The organism is Klebsiella sp. MPUS7, assembly GCF_009905335.1.
Lineage (GTDB): Bacteria > Pseudomonadota > Gammaproteobacteria > Enterobacterales > Enterobacteriaceae > Klebsiella > Klebsiella grimontii.
Map to the genome: position 1 here is coordinate 2,970,973 of NZ_CP047604.1, position 17,456 is coordinate 2,988,428.

The 17,456-nt window shown below is 58.0% G+C and carries 19 protein-coding genes; 7 read left to right on the forward strand and 12 right to left on the reverse strand.

Annotated elements, in window-relative coordinates; all coding sequences use genetic code 11:
* Positions 1-37: 37 nt before the first annotated feature.
* Entirely contained in the window at positions 38-2,149 is a 2,112-nt protein-coding gene (gene pqqU, locus GUC22_RS13845; protein ID WP_064410650.1) for a TonB-dependent receptor PqqU, read from the forward strand.
* Positions 2,150-2,221: 72 nt separating this feature from the next.
* On the opposite strand, the gene GUC22_RS13850 is transcribed toward pqqU, so the two are convergent.
* Positions 2,222-2,521, reverse strand: coding sequence for a DUF406 domain-containing protein (locus GUC22_RS13850; RefSeq protein WP_004138889.1), 300 nt, complete (start codon positions 2,519-2,521; stop codon positions 2,222-2,224).
* Positions 2,522-2,812: 291 nt separating this feature from the next.
* Here GUC22_RS13850 and rihA point away from each other — a divergent pair, with 291 nt between their 5' ends.
* Positions 2,813-3,748: a pyrimidine-specific ribonucleoside hydrolase RihA gene (gene rihA / locus GUC22_RS13855; RefSeq protein WP_024358260.1), complete on the forward strand. Its 936-nt coding sequence runs from the start codon at positions 2,813-2,815 to the stop codon at positions 3,746-3,748.
* 44 nt (positions 3,749-3,792) lie between these two features.
* Here the strand turns inward: rihA and GUC22_RS13860 are convergent, their stop codons facing one another.
* Together GUC22_RS13860 and GUC22_RS13865 are read right to left on the reverse strand one after the other, a co-directional pair.
* Complete coding sequence (locus GUC22_RS13860; RefSeq protein ID WP_024358261.1) at positions 3,793-4,830, reverse strand: NADP-dependent oxidoreductase; 1,038 nt, start codon at positions 4,828-4,830, stop codon at positions 3,793-3,795.
* A gap of 65 nt (positions 4,831-4,895) precedes the next feature.
* Positions 4,896-5,471, reverse strand: a complete 576-nt coding sequence (locus GUC22_RS13865; RefSeq protein ID WP_004138903.1) for a helix-turn-helix domain-containing protein — start codon at positions 5,469-5,471, stop codon at positions 4,896-4,898.
* Between the two features lie 276 nt (positions 5,472-5,747).
* Here GUC22_RS13865 and GUC22_RS13870 point away from each other — a divergent pair, with 276 nt between their 5' ends.
* Both GUC22_RS13870 and GUC22_RS13875 read left to right on the forward strand, forming a co-directional pair.
* Positions 5,748-6,266 carry a GNAT family N-acetyltransferase gene (locus GUC22_RS13870; RefSeq protein ID WP_004138905.1) on the forward strand — a complete coding sequence of 173 codons (519 nt, stop codon included), beginning with the start codon at positions 5,748-5,750 and terminating at the stop codon, positions 6,264-6,266.
* Positions 6,263-6,712: a DMT family transporter gene (locus tag GUC22_RS13875; RefSeq protein ID WP_004138908.1), complete on the forward strand. Its 450-nt coding sequence runs from the start codon at positions 6,263-6,265 to the stop codon at positions 6,710-6,712. The genes GUC22_RS13870 and GUC22_RS13875 overlap by 4 nt, the downstream gene beginning before the upstream one ends.
* Before the next feature lie 8 nt (positions 6,713-6,720).
* Here GUC22_RS13875 and GUC22_RS13880 read toward each other — a convergent pair whose 3' ends face one another.
* The gene (locus GUC22_RS13880) at positions 6,721-6,954 is read right to left on the reverse strand and encodes a YdcY family protein (protein ID WP_004120770.1); all 234 of its coding nucleotides are present in this window, start codon (positions 6,952-6,954) and stop codon (positions 6,721-6,723) included.
* A gap of 16 nt (positions 6,955-6,970) precedes the next feature.
* A complete protein-coding gene (locus tag GUC22_RS13885) occupies positions 6,971-8,569 on the reverse strand; it encodes an ABC transporter substrate-binding protein (protein ID WP_049086504.1) in 1,599 nt (532 codons plus the stop codon).
* 269 nt (positions 8,570-8,838) lie between these two features.
* On the opposite strand from GUC22_RS13885, the gene GUC22_RS13890 reads away from it, so the two are divergent.
* Entirely contained in the window at positions 8,839-10,272 is a 1,434-nt protein-coding gene (locus tag GUC22_RS13890) for an aldehyde dehydrogenase (RefSeq protein ID WP_160183584.1), read from the forward strand.
* 3 nt (positions 10,273-10,275) lie between these two features.
* Here GUC22_RS13890 and GUC22_RS13895 read toward each other — a convergent pair whose 3' ends face one another.
* The 3 genes from GUC22_RS13895 to GUC22_RS13905 form a co-directional block, all read right to left on the reverse strand.
* The gene (locus GUC22_RS13895; RefSeq protein ID WP_024358264.1) at positions 10,276-11,532 is read right to left on the reverse strand and encodes a putative acyl-CoA thioester hydrolase; all 1,257 of its coding nucleotides are present in this window, start codon (positions 11,530-11,532) and stop codon (positions 10,276-10,278) included.
* An 80-nt stretch (positions 11,533-11,612) separates the two neighbouring features.
* Positions 11,613-12,383, reverse strand: coding sequence for an alpha/beta fold hydrolase (locus tag GUC22_RS13900; protein ID WP_049131562.1), 771 nt, complete (start codon positions 12,381-12,383; stop codon positions 11,613-11,615).
* Between the two features lie 72 nt (positions 12,384-12,455).
* Positions 12,456-12,629, reverse strand: coding sequence for a GhoT/OrtT family toxin (locus tag GUC22_RS13905; RefSeq protein WP_004101823.1), 174 nt, complete (start codon positions 12,627-12,629; stop codon positions 12,456-12,458).
* Positions 12,630-12,825: 196 nt separating this feature from the next.
* Here GUC22_RS13905 and yncL point away from each other — a divergent pair, with 196 nt between their 5' ends.
* Positions 12,826-12,918, forward strand: coding sequence for a stress response membrane protein YncL (yncL, locus tag GUC22_RS13910; RefSeq protein WP_004101822.1), 93 nt, complete (start codon positions 12,826-12,828; stop codon positions 12,916-12,918).
* Positions 12,919-12,970: 52 nt separating this feature from the next.
* On the opposite strand, the gene GUC22_RS13915 is transcribed toward yncL, so the two are convergent.
* Positions 12,971-13,255, reverse strand: a complete 285-nt coding sequence (locus GUC22_RS13915; protein WP_049085600.1) for a hypothetical protein — start codon at positions 13,253-13,255, stop codon at positions 12,971-12,973.
* Positions 13,256-13,814: 559 nt separating this feature from the next.
* On the opposite strand from GUC22_RS13915, the gene GUC22_RS13920 reads away from it, so the two are divergent.
* Positions 13,815-13,937, forward strand: a complete 123-nt coding sequence (locus GUC22_RS13920; protein ID WP_004138919.1) for a small membrane protein — start codon at positions 13,815-13,817, stop codon at positions 13,935-13,937.
* Positions 13,938-14,279: 342 nt separating this feature from the next.
* Here GUC22_RS13920 and patD read toward each other — a convergent pair whose 3' ends face one another.
* The 3 genes from patD to GUC22_RS13935 are packed head-to-tail and all read right to left on the reverse strand — an operon-like array spanning position 14,280 to position 17,455.
* Positions 14,280-15,707, reverse strand: a complete 1,428-nt coding sequence (patD, locus tag GUC22_RS13925; RefSeq protein ID WP_098363531.1) for an aminobutyraldehyde dehydrogenase — start codon at positions 15,705-15,707, stop codon at positions 14,280-14,282.
* Positions 15,708-15,729: 22 nt separating this feature from the next.
* Complete coding sequence (locus tag GUC22_RS13930) at positions 15,730-16,536, reverse strand: ABC transporter permease (RefSeq protein ID WP_154933244.1); 807 nt, start codon at positions 16,534-16,536, stop codon at positions 15,730-15,732.
* A complete protein-coding gene (locus tag GUC22_RS13935) occupies positions 16,526-17,455 on the reverse strand; it encodes an ABC transporter permease (protein WP_004120810.1) in 930 nt (309 codons plus the stop codon). The genes GUC22_RS13930 and GUC22_RS13935 overlap by 11 nt, the downstream gene beginning before the upstream one ends.
* Between the last annotated feature and the right edge of the window lies 1 nt (position 17,456).

A 17,456-nucleotide genomic window follows, 5' to 3' on the forward strand; every position in this document is an offset into this window, starting at 1 on the left:
CATATGTTCCGTTTGGTTCGTTTTGCGAGTAACTTTGATGAAAATCCTTTCCGTGCGCGCCGCCGCACTCCCCGCACTGCTTCTGCCGCTTATTTCTTCAGCGCCAATCGCCCACGCCGCTGAACAGACCATGGTGGTTACCGCCGCACCGTCGGCGGTTTCTGAACTCGATACTCCCGCCGCCGTAAGCGTGGTTAACGGCGACGAGATGCGCCAGGCCGCGCCGCGGGTCAACCTTTCCGAGTCGCTGGGCGCGGTACCGGGGCTACAGGTGCAAAACCGTCAGAACTATGCGCAGGATCTGCAGCTTTCGATTCGTGGCTTCGGCTCCCGCTCCACCTACGGCGTGCGTGGGCTGCGAATTTACGTCGACGGCATTCCGGCCACCATGCCTGATGGCCAGGGACAAACCTCGAATATTGATATTGGCAGCCTCGATTCGCTCGAAGTACTGCGCGGGCCTTTTTCCGCCCTGTACGGCAACTCCTCCGGCGGGGTGATTAACGCCACCACCCAGACCGGCAGCCAGCCGCCCACTATCGAAGCCAGCAGCTACTACGGCAGCTTCGGTACCTGGCATTACGGTATGAAAGCGACCGGCGCGGTCGGCGACGGCAGCCATGCGGGCGATGTCGACTATGTGGTTTCCACCAACCGCTTCACCACTCACGGCTCCCGCGACCATAGCGGCGCGCGTAAGAACCTCGCCAACGCGAAGCTCGGCGTGCGCATTAATGACGACAGCAAACTGACCCTGCTGTTTAACAGCGTGGATATTAAAGCTAATGACGCGGGCGGCCTGAGCTATGACGAATGGCAAAATAACCCGCGCCAGTCGCCAAGAGGCGATCAGTACAATACCCGCAAAACCATAAAACAGACCCAGGCCGGTTTGCGCTACGAGCGCCAGCTGAGCGATCAGGACGATCTGAGCGTGATGATGTACGCCGGCGAGCGTGAAACCACGCAATATCAGTCGATTCCTCGCGCTCCGCAGCTCAAACCCACCCATGCTGGCGGCGTGATCGACCTGACGCGCCACTATCAGGGGATTGATACCCGCTGGACCCATCGCGGCGAGCTGCTGGTGCCGGTCACCTTTACCACCGGACTTGATTATGAAACCATGACCGAGCGCCGTAAGGGTTATGAAAACTTTGTCATGAGCAACGGCGCGCCGCAGTACGGTGAAAAGGGCGACCTGCGCCGCAACGAACGCAATTTGATGTGGAACGTAGACCCCTATTTGCAAACCCAGTGGCAGCTCACCGAGAAACTCTCTCTCGACGCCGGCGTGCGCTACAGTTCGGTGTGGTTTGATTCCAACGATTATTACGTTACGCCGGGTAACGGCGATGACAGCGGCGAGGCCAGCTATCATAAATGGCTGCCGGCGGGCTCGCTGAAATACGCGGTAACCGATGCCTGGAACGTCTACGTCTCCGCCGGCCGCGGTTTCGAAACGCCGACCATCAATGAGCTTTCCTACCGCTCCGGCGACCAGGGCGGGCTGAACTTTGGCCTGCAGCCGTCCACCAACGAAACCGTTGAAATTGGCAGCAAAGCGCGAATCGGCAACGGCCTGTTGACCGCCGCGCTATTCCAGACCGATACCGATAATGAGATTGTCGTCGACGCCAGCAGCGGCGGGCGCACCAGCTATAAAAACGCCGGTAAAACGCGCCGTCAGGGGATGGAGCTGGGGCTGGATCAGCAGTTCGGCGAGAGCTGGCGTTTAAAAGCGGCCTGGACCTGGCTGGATGCGACCTATCGTACCAACGTCTGCGACGATGCCAGCTGTAAAGGCAATCGTATTCCGGGGATCGCCCGTAATATGGGCTACGCCTCCTTCGGCTATCAGCCCGAGAAAGGCTGGTACGCGGGCAGCGATATTCGCTATATGAGCGATATTATGGCAAACGATGAGAACACCGCCAAAGCGCCGTCCTGGACGGTGGTCGGCCTGACGACCGGCTATAAATGGAGCTACGGCAAGATGGATATGGATCTGTTTGGCCGGGTAGATAACCTGTTCGACCGCAGCTACGCGGGCTCGGTTATCGTGAATGAATCCAACGGCCGCTACTACGAACCGGCGCCGGGCCGTAACTACGGTATCGGGCTAAACCTGGCATGGCGGTTTGAGTAACGCTTGACCACGGCACCTCAACGGGATCGCACGCAGGATCCTGTTGAGGGTTAGCCGTGGGCGCTCGCTACGTTAAATAACGTTTCTTAACGACAATTCGAAAATGATCTTTTCCGCCTGGCAGGAGAAGGCAATGGAAGCCTCAAGCTTTGCCTCATCACCGGCGGGCGCGATGGTATAATCGACCTGCGGCGGCTCGCTGGCGGGCGCGGCGGCCAGGGCACGTTCGCGGACCGCCGCGATGGTGGACTCGGCCTCTTCGCGGCTGGCGAAGTTTTTCTCAACCCGCCAGACGCAGTCCTCATTATCAATAATCGAGCCTACGTCGATGGCACAGCCTTTGGTACTGCATTTATCTACCACATCTTTCATTGCGATTATCTCCTGGAGTTTTCTTTAGAATAAGAATCCGTTGGCGGAAAGCAAACCATTAATATTTGTATGGTTGCGTCGTTTTATCATTATAGGCCTCCGCGGGAAGCGACTTCTTGCGCCACCGCATGGCTAGCTCCTGATTGCGCACAGATCAAGCAGCTATGTTGGCAAGCGTCGCGTTATGTCGCGCTCAATCGTGCACGCCATCACACTATTCTGCGTTGAGCCTCGTCTATGGCGCTTTGCGGCGTTACCCTTGTCACAAAATAACGCCAACAAGGAGCTGCCATGGCACTGCCAGTCATTATCGATTGCGATCCGGGTCATGATGACGCGATTGCCCTCGTTCTTGCCCTCGCCTCACCCGAACTCGATGTAAAAGCCGTGACGTCCTCCGCGGGAAACCAGACCCCGGACAAAACGCTGCGTAACGTACTGCGCATGCTCACCCTGCTTAAACGCCCGGATATCCCGGTCGCCGGCGGCGCGCTTAAGCCGCTAATGCGGGAGCTGATTATCGCCGACAACGTGCATGGCGAGAGCGGTCTTGACGGCCCGGCGCTGCCGGAGCCGGGCTTTGCCGCGCAAAGCTGCACCGCCGTCGAGCTGATGGCCAACATCCTGCGCGACAGCGTCGAACCGGTCACGATCGTTGCCACCGGCCCGCAAACCAACGTCGCCCTGCTGCTCAACAGCCATCCGGAACTGCATGCCAAAATCGAGCGTATTGTGATTATGGGCGGCGCAATGGTGCTGGGGAACTGGCAGCCGGCGGTCGAGTTTAATATCTACGTCGACCCGGAAGCCGCGGAGATCGTTTTCCAGTCCGGCCTTCCGGTGGTGATGGCCGGGTTAGACGTCACCCATAAAGCGCAAATCCACGTTGAGGATATCGAGCGTTTCCGCCGTATCGGCAACCCGATATCCACCATCGTCGCCGAACTGCTCGACTTCTTTCTTGAGTACCACAAGGATGAGAAATGGGGCTTTGTCGGCGCGCCGCTGCACGACCCGTGCACCATTGCCTGGCTGCTGAAGCCGGAGATGTTTACCACCGTTGAACGCTGGGTCGGCGTGGAAACGCAGGGGAAATATACTCAGGGGATGACGGTCGTCGATTTTTACAATCTGACCGGTAAGCAGCCGAACGCTACGGTGATGCTCGATGTCGATCGCCAGGCGTTTGTTGACCTGCTGGCCGAGCGGCTGGCGTTTTACGCGTAAATCATCATAAAACCCGGCAGGCGCGACGCCTGCCGGGTAAGCGGTTACTCGTCCGGAGAGACGCGAACCACCACCTTACCGAAGTTCTCGCCCTTCAGCAGACCGATGAGCGCCTGCGGCGCGTTCTCCAGGCCGTCAACGACCTGCTCGCGGTATTTGATTTTCCCTGCCTGCACCCAGCGCCCCATCTCCTGCTGGAACTCGGCAATCCGGTGACCGTAATCCTGGCCGATAATAAAGCCCTGCATGCGGATGCGTTTTTTGAGGATCGTCGCCATCAGCAGCGGCAAGCGATCCGGGCCGTCGGGCAGCGCGGTGGCGTTGTAGCCGCTGACCAGGCCGCAAACCGGCACGCGGGCCGAGGTATTCAGCAACGGCAGAACTTCATCGAATACTTTCCCGCCGACGTTCTCATAGTAGATATCGATCCCCTGCGGGCAGGCTTCAAGCAGTTTGACGGCGAAATCGGGCGCGCGGTGATCGACACAGACGTCGAAGCCGAGAGTTTCTACCGCATAGCGGCACTTCTCGCTGCCGCCGGCGATGCCCACCGTGCGGCAGCCTTTCAGCTTCGCGATCTGTCCGACCGTTGCGCCAACCGGCCCGGTGGCGGCGGCGACCACCAGCGTCTCGCCCGCTTTCGGCTGACCAATATCCAGCAGCCCCATATAGGCGGTAAAGCCGGGCATGCCGAGGATCCCCAGCGCCCACGAAGGGTGTTCAGGACTGTCGCCTAATTTCACCAGCCCGCTGCCGTCGGAAAGTTCATAATCCTGCCAGCCGCCGTAGCCCAGCACCCAGTCGCCGGGCTGAAAATCGGCGTGGTTCGATGTCACCACGCGGCTCACGGTGCCGCCGACCATCACCGCGCCAATGGCGACAGGCGGCGAATAGGAAGGCGCGTCGCTCATCCGCCCGCGCATATAGGGATCCAATGACAGAAAGACGGTGCGCAGCAGCAGCTGCCCCGGCCCGGGAGACGCGACCTCGCCCTCTTCCAGGCGGAAGTTCTCCCCGGTTGGCTCGCCGTGCGGACGCGATGCCAGCAGCCAGCGGCGGTGGCGTTGCGGATTGAAAGCCATAACACACTCCTCTTTTGACAAGTCTGTATTGAGGCTAGCTGCTTTCCCGGCAGCGCGCATTGACATTATGAGGCAGATTGATTGAGTCGGACGACCAGATAGACGCAGGGCTGCGTGGTTTCATTAATAAAGCGGCAGTCGTTAGGCGGCCCGAGCTCCAGGCAGTCCCCCGCCCGCATCTCGTGTCGCGCGTTGCCTTCGATAAACACCAGCTCGCCCTGCTGTAGCCAGATCAGCTGCCGGGCCTGGGCGTAGGATGACGCAGGCATCGGCACATCGCTGCCCGCCGGAAGCTCCACCTGCACCAGGTCGATTGGCAGGTCGCTACGCGGCGAAACGTGCCGCCGCAGATAGTGGCTCTGCGGGTCGCGCCACACCGGCTGATGGGCAAAGCGCAGCAGCTTGCCTTCCTGCATCTCCGCCCTGGCGATCAGCGTCGACATGCTAATGCCGAAAGCGCCGGATAACCGTCCCAGCATCGATGCCGTCGGGCTGCTTTCGCCGCGCTCGATCTTGTGGATCATCGCCCGCGACGCCCCCGCCCGCTCCGCCAGTTCGCTGAGCGACCAGCCGCGGGATTCCCGCTCGATTCGGATACGTGCGCTGATGCGCTGGTTAAGATTGTCTTCTATAGTATTCATAGCGTAATACTATAGTGTAGCCCGCCTGTTTGCACAACCAGACGCCCGGCACCGGGAATGAAAATGAAAAAGCCCGGCGTAATAATCGGCCGGGCAAACACGGAGAGTCATTCGATCCGTTAATGTAAACGGCGTTACGGCAATAAATGAAAAGAAATCGCGTATCCGACGCCGGTCAGCCGAGGATAAAAATTTCTACCTAAAACAGGTGACAGCCTTGCGTACATTATTGTAATAATATCGTACTACTATAGTGTACAAGCCTTGAGGGTTACCATGACCATCCGCCATGCCAGCAAAGACGATTGCGCGGCAATCGCTGAAATCTACAACCATGCGGTACTGCATACCGCCGCTATCTGGAACGACAATACCGTCGATACCGACAACCGTATTGCCTGGTTTGAGGCCCGACAGCTCGTCGGCTATCCGGTGCTGGTCAGCGAAGAAAACGGCGTAATTACCGGTTATTCCTCCTTCGGCGACTGGCGCGCCTTTGACGGCTTTCGCCACACCGTCGAGCATTCCGTCTATGTTCACCCCGATCATCAGGGCCAAGGGCTGGGCCGCCGTCTGCTGGTCGCCCTCATCGCCGAGGCTAAGCGGTTGAATAAGCACGTTATGGTTGCCGGTATTGAGGCGCAAAATCAGGCTTCACTGCATCTGCATGATACCCTGGGCTTTATCACCACCGGGCAAATGCCGCAGGTTGGCACCAAATTTGGCCGCTGGCTGGATCTGACCTTTATGCAGCTGCAGCTTGACGATCGCCGCGATCCGGACGGTAGCGCATGAATCAAACGCTAACCCTCGCCTGTTTAGTTGCCGCTGGCGTCGGGCTGGTGCTGCAAAACACGCTGATGGTGCGCATTACCCAGTCCGCATCGACCATTCTGATCGCCATGCTGCTTAACTCGCTAGTCGGCATCGTGATTTTCGTGACCATCCTGCTGCTTAAGCACGGCGCGGCGGGGTTTCAGGAGCTGGCGGTTAGCGTAAAGTGGTGGACGCTCATTCCCGGTTTGCTAGGCTCGTTCTTTGTCTTCGCCAGCATCAGCGGCTATCAGAACGTCGGAGCGGCAACCACCATTGCGGTATTGATTGCCAGCCAGCTGGCGGGGGGGTTAGTGATGGATCTGATTCGTGCGCACCACGTCCCGCTTCGCGCGCTGATTGGCCCGCTCTGTGGCGCGGTGATGCTGGTGGTCGGCGCCTGGCTGGTGGCCAGACGCCAGTTCTAACGGCTTGACTAATGAATTTCGCCGCCGCGGGTTAGCTGCTCGCGGCGCGCTTCCTGCTCCTCATGCTGCTGGCGGCCATGGTGGGCGATGGCGGTCCGCAAACGCTGCTGCTGAACGTAGCGCTCTTCCCGCCCCAGCTCCGCGTCATCGCTCAGCGCGATCAGCAATTCATTCATATGGGTAATGACGCTTTCGGCAATCGCGGCGTCCACGCGGGCGACGACCTCATCCAGATGCGACATGTTTTCTCCTTGCGGCTTAGTTGAGTTTAACTTTGGAAAAATCGCTGCCCATCAGGCTCACGCTGTAGCCGCTGACGTTGCTGCGCGTCGCGTAGAAGGTCTTCCCGGTCGCCAGGGTGATCCAGGGGGCCTGCTGCTGAAAAATCGTCTGCGCCTCGCCGTATAGCTTAGCGCGCGCCTGCGGATCGCTGACCAGGATAGCCTTTTTCACCAGCGCATCGTAGGACTTATCGCACCAGCGGGCAACGTTAGAACCGGTTTTGATGTTATCGCAGCTTAGCAGGGTGCCGGCGAAGTTATCCGGATCGCCGTTATCGGACATCCAGCCAAACAGCGCGCTGTCGTGCTCGCCTTTACGCATTCCGGCGAGATATTCCCCCCACTCATAGGTGACGATTTTGGCTTTAATCCCGACCTTGCTCCAGTCATTCTGGATCATCTCGGCAATACGGCGCGAATTGGGGTTATAGGGACGCTGCACCGGCATCGACCACAGGGTCACTTCGGCCCCCTTCTCCAGTCCGGCCTGCTTAAGCAGGTCTTTCGCTTTTTGCGGATCGTAGTCGTAGTCCGGTAGATCTTTCTTATAGCCGAGCATATTGGCGGGGATCGGTGATTTCGCGACGCTGCCGGAGTCGAGGAACACCGCTTTCACGATCGCCTGCTTGTCGGTCGCGTAGTTCAGCGCCTGACGCACCAGAACATTATCAAACGGCTTTTTCTCGGTATTAAACGCCAGATAACCAACGTTGAGCGCTTCTACCGAATGCAACGCCAGATCTTTATTGCCCTTAATCACCGGGAACTGTACCGGCGACGGCGCGGGAATAATCTGGCACTCATTGGTTTGCAGCTTCGCCAGCCGCGTCTCAACGTTTGGCGTGATCGAGAAGATCAGGTGTTTGGTCGGCACTTCACCGTCCCAGTAGTGCGGATTGGCGATATAGCGGATCTGCGAATCCGCTTTATATTGCTGCAGCGCATAAGGTCCGGTGCCGACAGGCCAGGTATCGACATACTCCGGCGTCCCTTTTTTCAGCATCGCATCAGCATATTCAGAGGAGAGTATCGACGCAAAATCCATGCCCCAGTCGGCGAGGAACGCCGCGTTGGGTTCGCTCAGCACAAACTGGACGTGGTAATCATCGAGCTTTTTAACCTCTTTGATCAGCTTATCCAGCCCAACGTCATGAAAGTATTCGTAATGCCCCTGAGAAACATTATGGTACGGATGGTTGGCATCTTTCTGCCTCAGCACCGAGAACAGCACGTCATCGGCGTTGAAATCGCGGGTCGGCTTAAAGAATTTGTTGCTGTTGAACTGCACGCCCTTACGCAGGGTGAAAGTCCAGGTTTTGCCGTCCGGCGAGACGCTCCATTCGGTCGCCAGCGAAGGAATTGGCGTGTTTTTCACCGGATCGAAGTTTATCAGGCGGTTATAAAGCACCTGAGAACTGGCGACGAACGATGGGCCCGAACTGGCAATCTGCGGGTTGAAAGATTCCGGCGAAGCTTCGGAGCAGTAGACCAGCGTATCGTTTCCCGCCGCCCAGGCGCTGGCCGCCGGAAAGAGTGCGCTCAACGCCAGCGCAAGCAGCGTTTTCCCTGTAGACATGGTTATAAACCTTATGAATTTGTTATAAGTGCTTTAATAACAGCACAGGAGGATTCAACCGGCAAATAATCAATTGCTATCAGGTTATGCTAAAAACCGCGTTTTCGCCGATTAATTCTACATCCGCTCGTTTGACGTCATTGAATCCAGCAATAAATGTGAAGCGTGCGGAAGGTTACGAAAAAAGCGGGCGATAACCGCCCCGCCGGCATCGCGCTCCCGCGCCACCCGGTACACTCGGCAAATCGTAACGTCAGGAGAAGATAACAATGACCATAACCTGCAGCCTGTACACCAACGGCCAGTGGCACGATGCCGAAGGCCGCGCCACCTTTACCCGCAACAATCCGCTGACGCAAGAGACCGCCTCCGTTGCCAGCGCCGCCAGCCTGGCGGACGCTCGTCGCTGCGCCGATACCGCGGGCGCGGCGTTCCCGCAGTGGCGCGACACGGTCCCCGCCGAACGCCGACGCCTGCTGCTGGAAGCCGCAGAAGAGATGCTGCGCCGCGAGGCGAAGTTTATTGCCGCGATGGCGGCAGAAACGGGGGCCACCGCGCACTGGGCCGGTTTTAACGTCCACCTGGCCGCCGATATTCTGCGTGAAGCCGCCGCGCTGACCACGCAAATCGAGGGCCAGGTGATCCCCTCCAACGTGCCGGGAAATCTGGCGCTGGGCATCCGCCAGGGCGCGGGAGTCGTGCTCGGCATGGCGCCGTGGAACGCGCCATTAATCCTGGCGACCCGCGCTATCGCCACGCCGCTGGCTTGTGGAAATACGGTTATCCTCAAAGGCGCGGAGCTGTCTCCGGCAACCCAGGGGTTGATCATCGATGCCCTGGCAGCGGCAGGCTTTCCCGCCGGGGTGGTCAATTATCTGACCTGTCCCCCCGCCGACGCGCCTGCGCTGGTGGAGTCCCTGATCGCCCACCCCGCCGTACGCCGCATCAATTTCACCGGTTCGACGCCGGTGGGGCGGATAATCGCCCGCACCTGCGGTGAACATCTGAAACCCGCGGTACTGGAACTGGGCGGCAAAGCGCCGCTGCTGGTGCTGGATGACGCTGACCTCGAACAGGCCGCGGCAGGGGCAATTTTTGGCGCCTTCGCCAACGCCGGGCAAATCTGCATGTCAACCGAGCGCATCATCGTCGATGCCGCCGTCGCGGAACCGTTCGTGGCGCTGCTGGCCAAACGAGCCGCCGCCCTGCCCGCCAGCCTTCTCGGTCCGGTGGTGGAGATGAGAACCGTCGCCCGCTGCAACGCGCTAATAGAGGACGCGCTGGCGAAAGGCGCGCGCCTGCTCGCAGGCGGCATGTCCGACTCAACGCAGATGCGCGCCACCCTGCTCGATGGCGTCACCCGCGAGATGCGCATCTGGCATGAGGAGTCCTTTGGCCCGGTGAAATCGATTATTCGCGTTCAGGATGAAGCCGAAGCGCTGGCCGTCGCCAATGAAAGCGAATATGGCCTCTCGTCGGCGATCTACAGCCGGGACAGCGCCCGGGCGTGGAACCTGGCGCAAAATCTGCAAACCGGCATTTGCCACATTAACGGCCCCACCGTGCATGATGAGGCGCAAATGCCGTTTGGCGGCTGCAAATCGTCGGGCTACGGCCGCTTTGGCGGACGCACGGGGGTGGCGGAGTTTACCGAGCTACGCTGGATAACGCTGCAAACGGTCCCGCGCGAGCTACCGTTTTAAGCCTCAGGGCTGCCAGTGGTTATTGAATTCCCACAGGCGATTGAAGGCAACATCATCAAGCTGACGTTCTGCGGCGGGATTGCCGCGGAACGGCCGGGAGGTGGTGGCCGCAGCGCCCCAGGGGGAAAGCCGATCGTAGCTTTGATCGATAGTACTGTTGGCGATAAGCGCCTGACCGTTAGCGGTTTTTCCGGGTAAATAGCCGGTCTTGCCCGCCCCCTGATCCCAGGCGCGGCCCAGCTTCGCCTTGAAGCCGCCCCGATAGCCGCTATCGCCGGTAAAACGGCTGTTGATCACCAAAAATCCACACGGGTTATCCGGCAACGTATTCGGCGCAAGCACGTAAGCTTCGGGCGAGCGGCGCGTTGAGACGGTGTGAAAATGGACATTATCAAAAACCACGTTTGCCCGGCCAAAAACATAGTCCACATCGCCTTCTACGTAGCTGTCTTTGACATATACCCGGCTGATACGGTCGGTCACCGCCTCATTGCGCCGATTGCTGGTATTGACATAGAGCGTATCCTGGCGTCCCAGCAGACGGACGTTCTCCAGCTGCACCCGATCGCCATCCGTCCGCAGCGCCACGCCCTGATGGGTCGCACCGTCGACGGTGTCCAGCAGGCTATTGACTACGCTGAGGTTCAGCAGTTGAAAATCCGCGCTTTGCGACCACATCACCGCCGCGCAGTTGGTGCCTATCGTCCTGGCAGTACGTCCGGCGCACAGCGCATACTGATACCATGCCGGATCGCCTTCACGATACTGTTGCTGGCTATTCACCTGCTGGCGATAGCGCGATACCGGGAACTGCGAGTCTATCGCCAGCTCTATTCTCACCGCTTGAGGATTATCCCCGGCGCCGTAGAGGGTTATCGGCGGCGCCCCTTCAGGGATATAGACCGTCTCCCGATAGATACCCGGTTCAATGCGGATATAGATACGCTCATCACCGGCCGCGTGCTGGTTGATTGCCGCGTTGACCGCCTGCTGAATGCGGGTGAACGGCGCACCCGACGGCGCTACGCGCCACGCGCTTTCGGCCCGCGGGAGACGCGCAGGCGATGGCGACCAGGGGCCATCGGGGGCACTCAACGCACCGCCTTGGGCAAAATAGCGTTCCATGGTGAAGGCTGCCGCTTCCGCCGCCGTAAGCTGCGGGCGGGAGGCTGTCCCGCGCGGATTTTGCGACACGCACCCTTGCAGAAGCAGCGGTGTACAGAGTAAAGCCGAGATACCCAGGATAGTGATTTTTCGCATTTCGCACTCGCCAAAAATAAAAGAAACGAAAAATCAAAATAAATGAAATGTCGTTTCTTTTCGTATATAGCGATCACGAATCAGGCTTCTGCCTCAATACCGGCGTAAAAATCGGCCAGCGTACGCGCCAGCGCTGAGGGGTTTTCCCACGCCATGGAATGCCCGGCCTGCGGTATCATCAGCAGCGGGATCCCGGCGGCTTCACTCTCCGTCGCCTCCCGGGCAGGCAGCGAAAACGCTCCGTATATCAGCGCTCTGGGGCAGGATAAATTGACAAAGCGCGCGAACCAGGAGGGATTAGCGCCCTTCACCAGGCTGGCCGCGCCGCGCCACACCGCCCAGGGGGCGCTGTTTTGCAGGCAGCCGGCCCAGGGCGAGGTTTCGGCGGAGAGCATTTCGGCGTAGCCGCGGGCAATAAAGCGTTCTTCCGTTTGCCCGGCGATGCACCTGCTGTACATTCCACCCCCGGGATAGAGATTGGGCTCGGCTACCAGCAACGCCCGCACCCGTCCGGCAAGGCGCCCGGCCGCTTCAATCGCGACGCTGCCGCCCATGCTGTGACCAAATAAATAGCAGCGTTCAAGGGCTAAGCGATCCACCAGCTCGACCACTACCGCGGCCTGATCGGCGATACGGTAGCTGAAGGATTCAGGTTTATCGCTATAGCCGAAACCGGGTAAATCGACAAGGATCATTCGCCGCCCGGCCAGCGCCGGGTCGGCGGCAACGCGCGGATAATCATAGCTTGAGGCACAGCCCAGACCGTGGATAAACACAATGGGTTCGCCGTAACCGGGTAGATCGAGCCAGCGCACGGTGGCGCCAGCATGAGGAGAATAAAAACCGTTCATCGAAAAGCCTCCATTTAATTATGCCTGTTTTTTTATACAGTCATAACGAAAGGTGAGCTATCGATTTTTAAATCAAAACAGGGAGACCAGCAGCGCCATTGGAAAACTGAACGGCCAGGTCGCGCCAATCAGCAGCGCCGCCAGCAGGCGGATCCAGCGGCTCTCTTTGGTTAAGAACCAGCTTATTACCGCACAGATACAGCCCATAACTGCATAAAAAACCAGCATTTTCTGGTATAAAGTCATTTTTCTTCTTCCTTCCCTGACCGGCATTTACGCATATCGCGATGCCTTTTCGCACCCCAGAGTGCGTCAGAGATTATGACATTTTAAAACACACAACAGCGTTAATTTCGGAAAAACGCCCGATTCATCTTTGTCCGATAGCGCAACCTTTAAGCGCGTACTATAACTGTAGAGGCTTATTCATAAAGGTGGCGTTATGGATGTTTCCAGCAAAACCGTCCTTCTGATAAATGTCGGCGCGGCACTTGCGCTTATCGGCCTGTTATCCGTTCGTTTTGGTTGGTTTTAAAGATTTTACTCAGCAGCGAAACCTAAAAAAGCAGCCTGGTCAGGCTGCTTTTTTACGATTTGAAAGACCCCGCCTCCGCTGCAAGCGTACGCTTTTGCGCGGCCATCAGCCTTTGAACGTCGGGATTCCATGCCGGCAGCAGATCGACTTTTTCACTATCCCACGCGGCCGCTATGCAGATCGATTCCGCGCCACCCTGCTTTTCACAGCCAATAATCTGTTTGGCCGGAAAATTGCCGTAAAGCATCGCCGTGGCGCAGGCCACAAAGAGAAAACACGCTATTTTATTCAAAACAATATCAACTTCGAAGCAACAAATTGCGCCGAATGTTCGCATGAGCGGCTATAGAAAGTCAAACGCCCGGCGCACGGCTTATTAGCCGTAATGATGCCCGCAAATTTAACAAAAAAATTACATTCACCCTAAGCTTAAAGGTGAAAATGGGCGATTAAATATCGCCAATGTTAAATCGCTACCGTCGGAGATAATAATCACCCCGGCCGCCGTAAATACCATTACAAATAATAGGGCTAACCCCGACTATAAATATGCCCCATGCGTCGTAAGCCGCACGACACGGTATTGCTGAAAGCGAATGCGCTTTTCATCGCGCGGGGTAATTGTTCATTATTCTTTATACGCGCAGGTTCGCAAGAGCGTATTGCGATCATCATTATTAGCAGGGTCAGCGGCGGCAAGGATTTCTGAAAAATGAACAGACCCAAAAAAAACAATTAATATATCAATAGGTTATATTATAAAATGATAGTCTAAAGCCTGCGGATTATTTTAAATGATAAGAAATATCATTTGCGTTATTTAGCACAAAATCATACATTCATAATCACAAGTTATGCGAAGCTTGTTTTTTACTCATTTATTTTTGAGGTGGCACATGTCCGGAATCGCCGTTCTTATTGTGGCGTTAATTTTATTAATTGCTGCAATTTATAATCTTTTTTCCTACGTTCGCGAGCGTCGCCAGGCGAGTTTACCGAGCAAAAAAACAAAACGTTAGCCTGATTATCATTTGCCAAAAAATAGATGTCTTGATACGTAATAAATACGCGATCGCATGACATCGGGCAAACTCGCAGTAACAAACCCGTAGCGCCTGAACAACAAAAAGCCCCTGCAGGTGGCAGGGGCTCGAGAATGAGTAGCATCATATCGCGGCATCGCGCGCCCCGGGGAAGGAAACCAGCCCCATCCGGCGCTTATCTCCGGCACTCATCATGGCTTAGCTCTTGAAGGGGCATGAGAATATTCTCATAAATCCCCGCTCCCGTTTTAACTTTTTCTGCTATTGCTAACTATTAGCACGGTAATGTGTCCATGCCGCAATTATCACAACCGTGCCCTACCCGTGTTTAATCATTACGTGCCGGATAGTGGTGTAATCCTCCAGGCCGTACATCGACATATCCTTGCCGTAGCCGGAAAGCTTCTGCCCGCCGTGCGGCATTTCGCTGACCAGCATGAAATGGGTGTTGACCCAGGTGCAACCATATTGCAAACGCGCGCTAAGGCGATGCGCTCGGCCGACATCCCGGGTCCACACCGACGAAGCCAGACCATACTGCGAATCGTTGGCCCAGCTCAGCGCCTGCTCTTCATCAGTAAACGAGGTGATGCTGACGACCGGGCCGAAGACCTCGCGCTGGACGATCGCATCTTCCTGCCTGGCTCCCGCCAGCAGCGTCGGCTGGTAGTAGTAGCCGTTACCGGGCGCTTTGCTGCCGCCGGCGATCACCTGAATATGCGGCAGCGCGCGGGCGGCATCGACGGCGGCGCTGACCCGGTCCAGATGCGCCTGCGAACTCAGCGGCCCCAGTTCGGTGGTCTCATCGTCCGGCGGGCCCATCTTCAGGCTGGCAACCGCGGCGCCGAGTTTTTCCACCAGCTGGTCATAAATCCCGGCCTGGGCGTAAATCCGGCAGGCGGCGGTGCAGTCCTGACCGGCATTATAGAAACCAAAGGTTCGTACGCCCTCCACCACCGCGTCGATATCCGCATCATCAAAGACGATAACCGGCGCTTTCCCGCCCAGTTCCATATGGGTACGCTTAATCGAAGACGCGGTGTGGCCGATAATATGCGCGCCGGTGGCAATCGAACCGGTCAACGACACCATGCGCACCTTCGCATGGGCGGTGAGCGGATCGCCGACGGTAGCGCCGCGGCCAAACAGCACGTTAAGCACCCCGGCGGGGAAAACCTCTTTTGCCAGTTCGCCCAGCTTCAGCGCGGTCAAGGGGGTAATCTCCGAAGGTTTGATCACCACGCAGTTGCCGGCGGCCAGCGCCGGGGCCAGTTTCCAGGCCGCCATCATCAGCGGGTAGTTCCACGGCGCGATGGAGGCCACCACGCCAACCGGATCGCGGCGGATCATGGAGGTGTGGCCTTCGAGATACTCACCCGCCGCCATACCCGGCAGACAGCGCGCCGCCCCGGCAAAGAAGCGGAACACATCGGCGACTGCCGGCAGTTCATCGTTGATCACGCAGTGCAGAGGCTTGCCGCAGTTGAGCGATTCAAGCTTAGCCAGCGTCTGCGCATGTTCGTCAATCACGTCCGCCAGCGCCAGCAGGCATTCGGCGCGGCTCCTGGGCGTGGTCTGGCTCCAGCTGATAAAGGCCTGGTCTGCGGCCTCAACCGCGGCCTCAACCTGCGCCGCCGTGGCTTCGGCAATCGACACGATCTCTTCACCGGTGGCAGGATTAAACACCGGCACAGCCTCGCCTTCCCCAGCCACTAACTTACCGTTAATCAAAAGGTTATTTTGCATAGCATTATCCTGTATCGGTATTTTATTTTCCGTTTTCAGCGCTGATGTCGCCGTCACGGGTGAGCCACCAGGCCCCCAGAATCGGAATCATCGTCACCACCATCACCAGCAGCGCGACCACGTTGGTGACCGGGACATCGCGCGGGCGTCCGAGCTGATTGAGCAGCCAGAGCGGCAGCGTACGCTCGTGTCCGGCGGTAAAGGTGGTAACGATAATTTCATCAAACGACAGGGCAAACGCCAGCATCCCCCCCGCCAGCAGCGCCGAACCCAGATTGGGCAGCACCACGTAGCGAAAGGTTTGCCAGCCCGTTGCGCCTAAGTCCATCGACGCTTCCACCAAGCTCCAGGAGGTCCGGCGAAAGCGGGCAATCACGTTGTTAAACACCACCACGACGCAGAAGGTCGCGTGGCCCACGACTATCGTCAGCAGTCCCGGCTCCAGATTGACGGCCTTAAAGGCGGTAAGCAGCGCCAGTCCGGTAATAATGCCCGGCAACGCTATCGGCAACAGCAGCAGCAACGACACGGCGTTCTTGCCAAAAAACGCGCTGCGCCACAGCGCACCTGCAGCCAACGTGCCAAGGACCAGCGCGATGGTGGTGGAAAGCGCGGCAATCTTAAGTGACAACGTCACGGACTCGATAATATCGCCGCGCCCCGCCGCTGCGCTAAACCAGCGCAGCGTCAGGCCCTGCGGCGGAAAGCTGAAGGCGGCGTCTTCGGTATTAAACGCATAGATGGCGATAATCAGCAGCGGGAAATGCAGGAAGATCACCCCGCCCCAGGTTGCCACCTTCAGGAGCAGCGGCGCGCGTTCAGAGTGCATCAAACGCTCCCAGACGTTTCACGAACGCCAGATAAAGGGCAATTAGCACGATCGGCACGAGGGTAAAGGCCGCCGCCATCGGCATATTGCCAATCGCCCCCTGCTGGGAATAGACCATATTGCCGATAAAAAACCCCGGCGGCCCCACCAGCTGTGGGACGATAAAATCGCCGAGCGTCAGGGAAAAGGTAAAAATCGATCCCGCGGCAATGCCGGGAATCGCCAGCGGCAGCACCACGTAGCGGAAGGTCTGGCGCGGACGGGCGCCAAGATCGGCGGAGGCCTGAAGCAGCGACGGCGGCAGGCGCTCCAGCGCGGCCTGCACCGGCAGGATCATAAACGGCAGCCAGATATAGACGAACACCAGAAAGCGGCCCAGACCGGAAGTCGACAGCGTATTGCCGCCTACCGCCGGGATCGTCAGCACCAGGCTCAGCAGGCTTTCCAGCCCCAGATGGCGCAGAAACCACTGCGCGACGCCATCTTTCGCCAGCAGCAGCGTCCAGGCATAGGCTTTGACGATATAGCTCGCCCACATCGGCAGCATCACGGCGATATAGAAAAACGCCTTCATCTTGCCACGGGTATAGCGGGCCATATACCAGGCCATAGGCAATGCCAGAATCGCGCTGGCGATCGTTACCGACAGCGCCATCATCAGGGTACGGAGAATGATGTCGTAGTTTGCCGGGTTAAACAGCGCCCGCAAATTGGCCAGCGTCAGGTCCTGGGTCACCGACATGGTGAAATCGTCGAAGGTGTAGAAACTTTGCCATAGCAGGGTCAACAACGATCCCAGATAGACAATGCCGAACCACATCAGCGGGCCAAGTAGAAGCAAAAATAGGGCCAGCGAGGGTTTACGCCAAAACAGCGCGGATAAGCGCCCGGGAGAAGCGGACGGAATCGCCATCGTCATA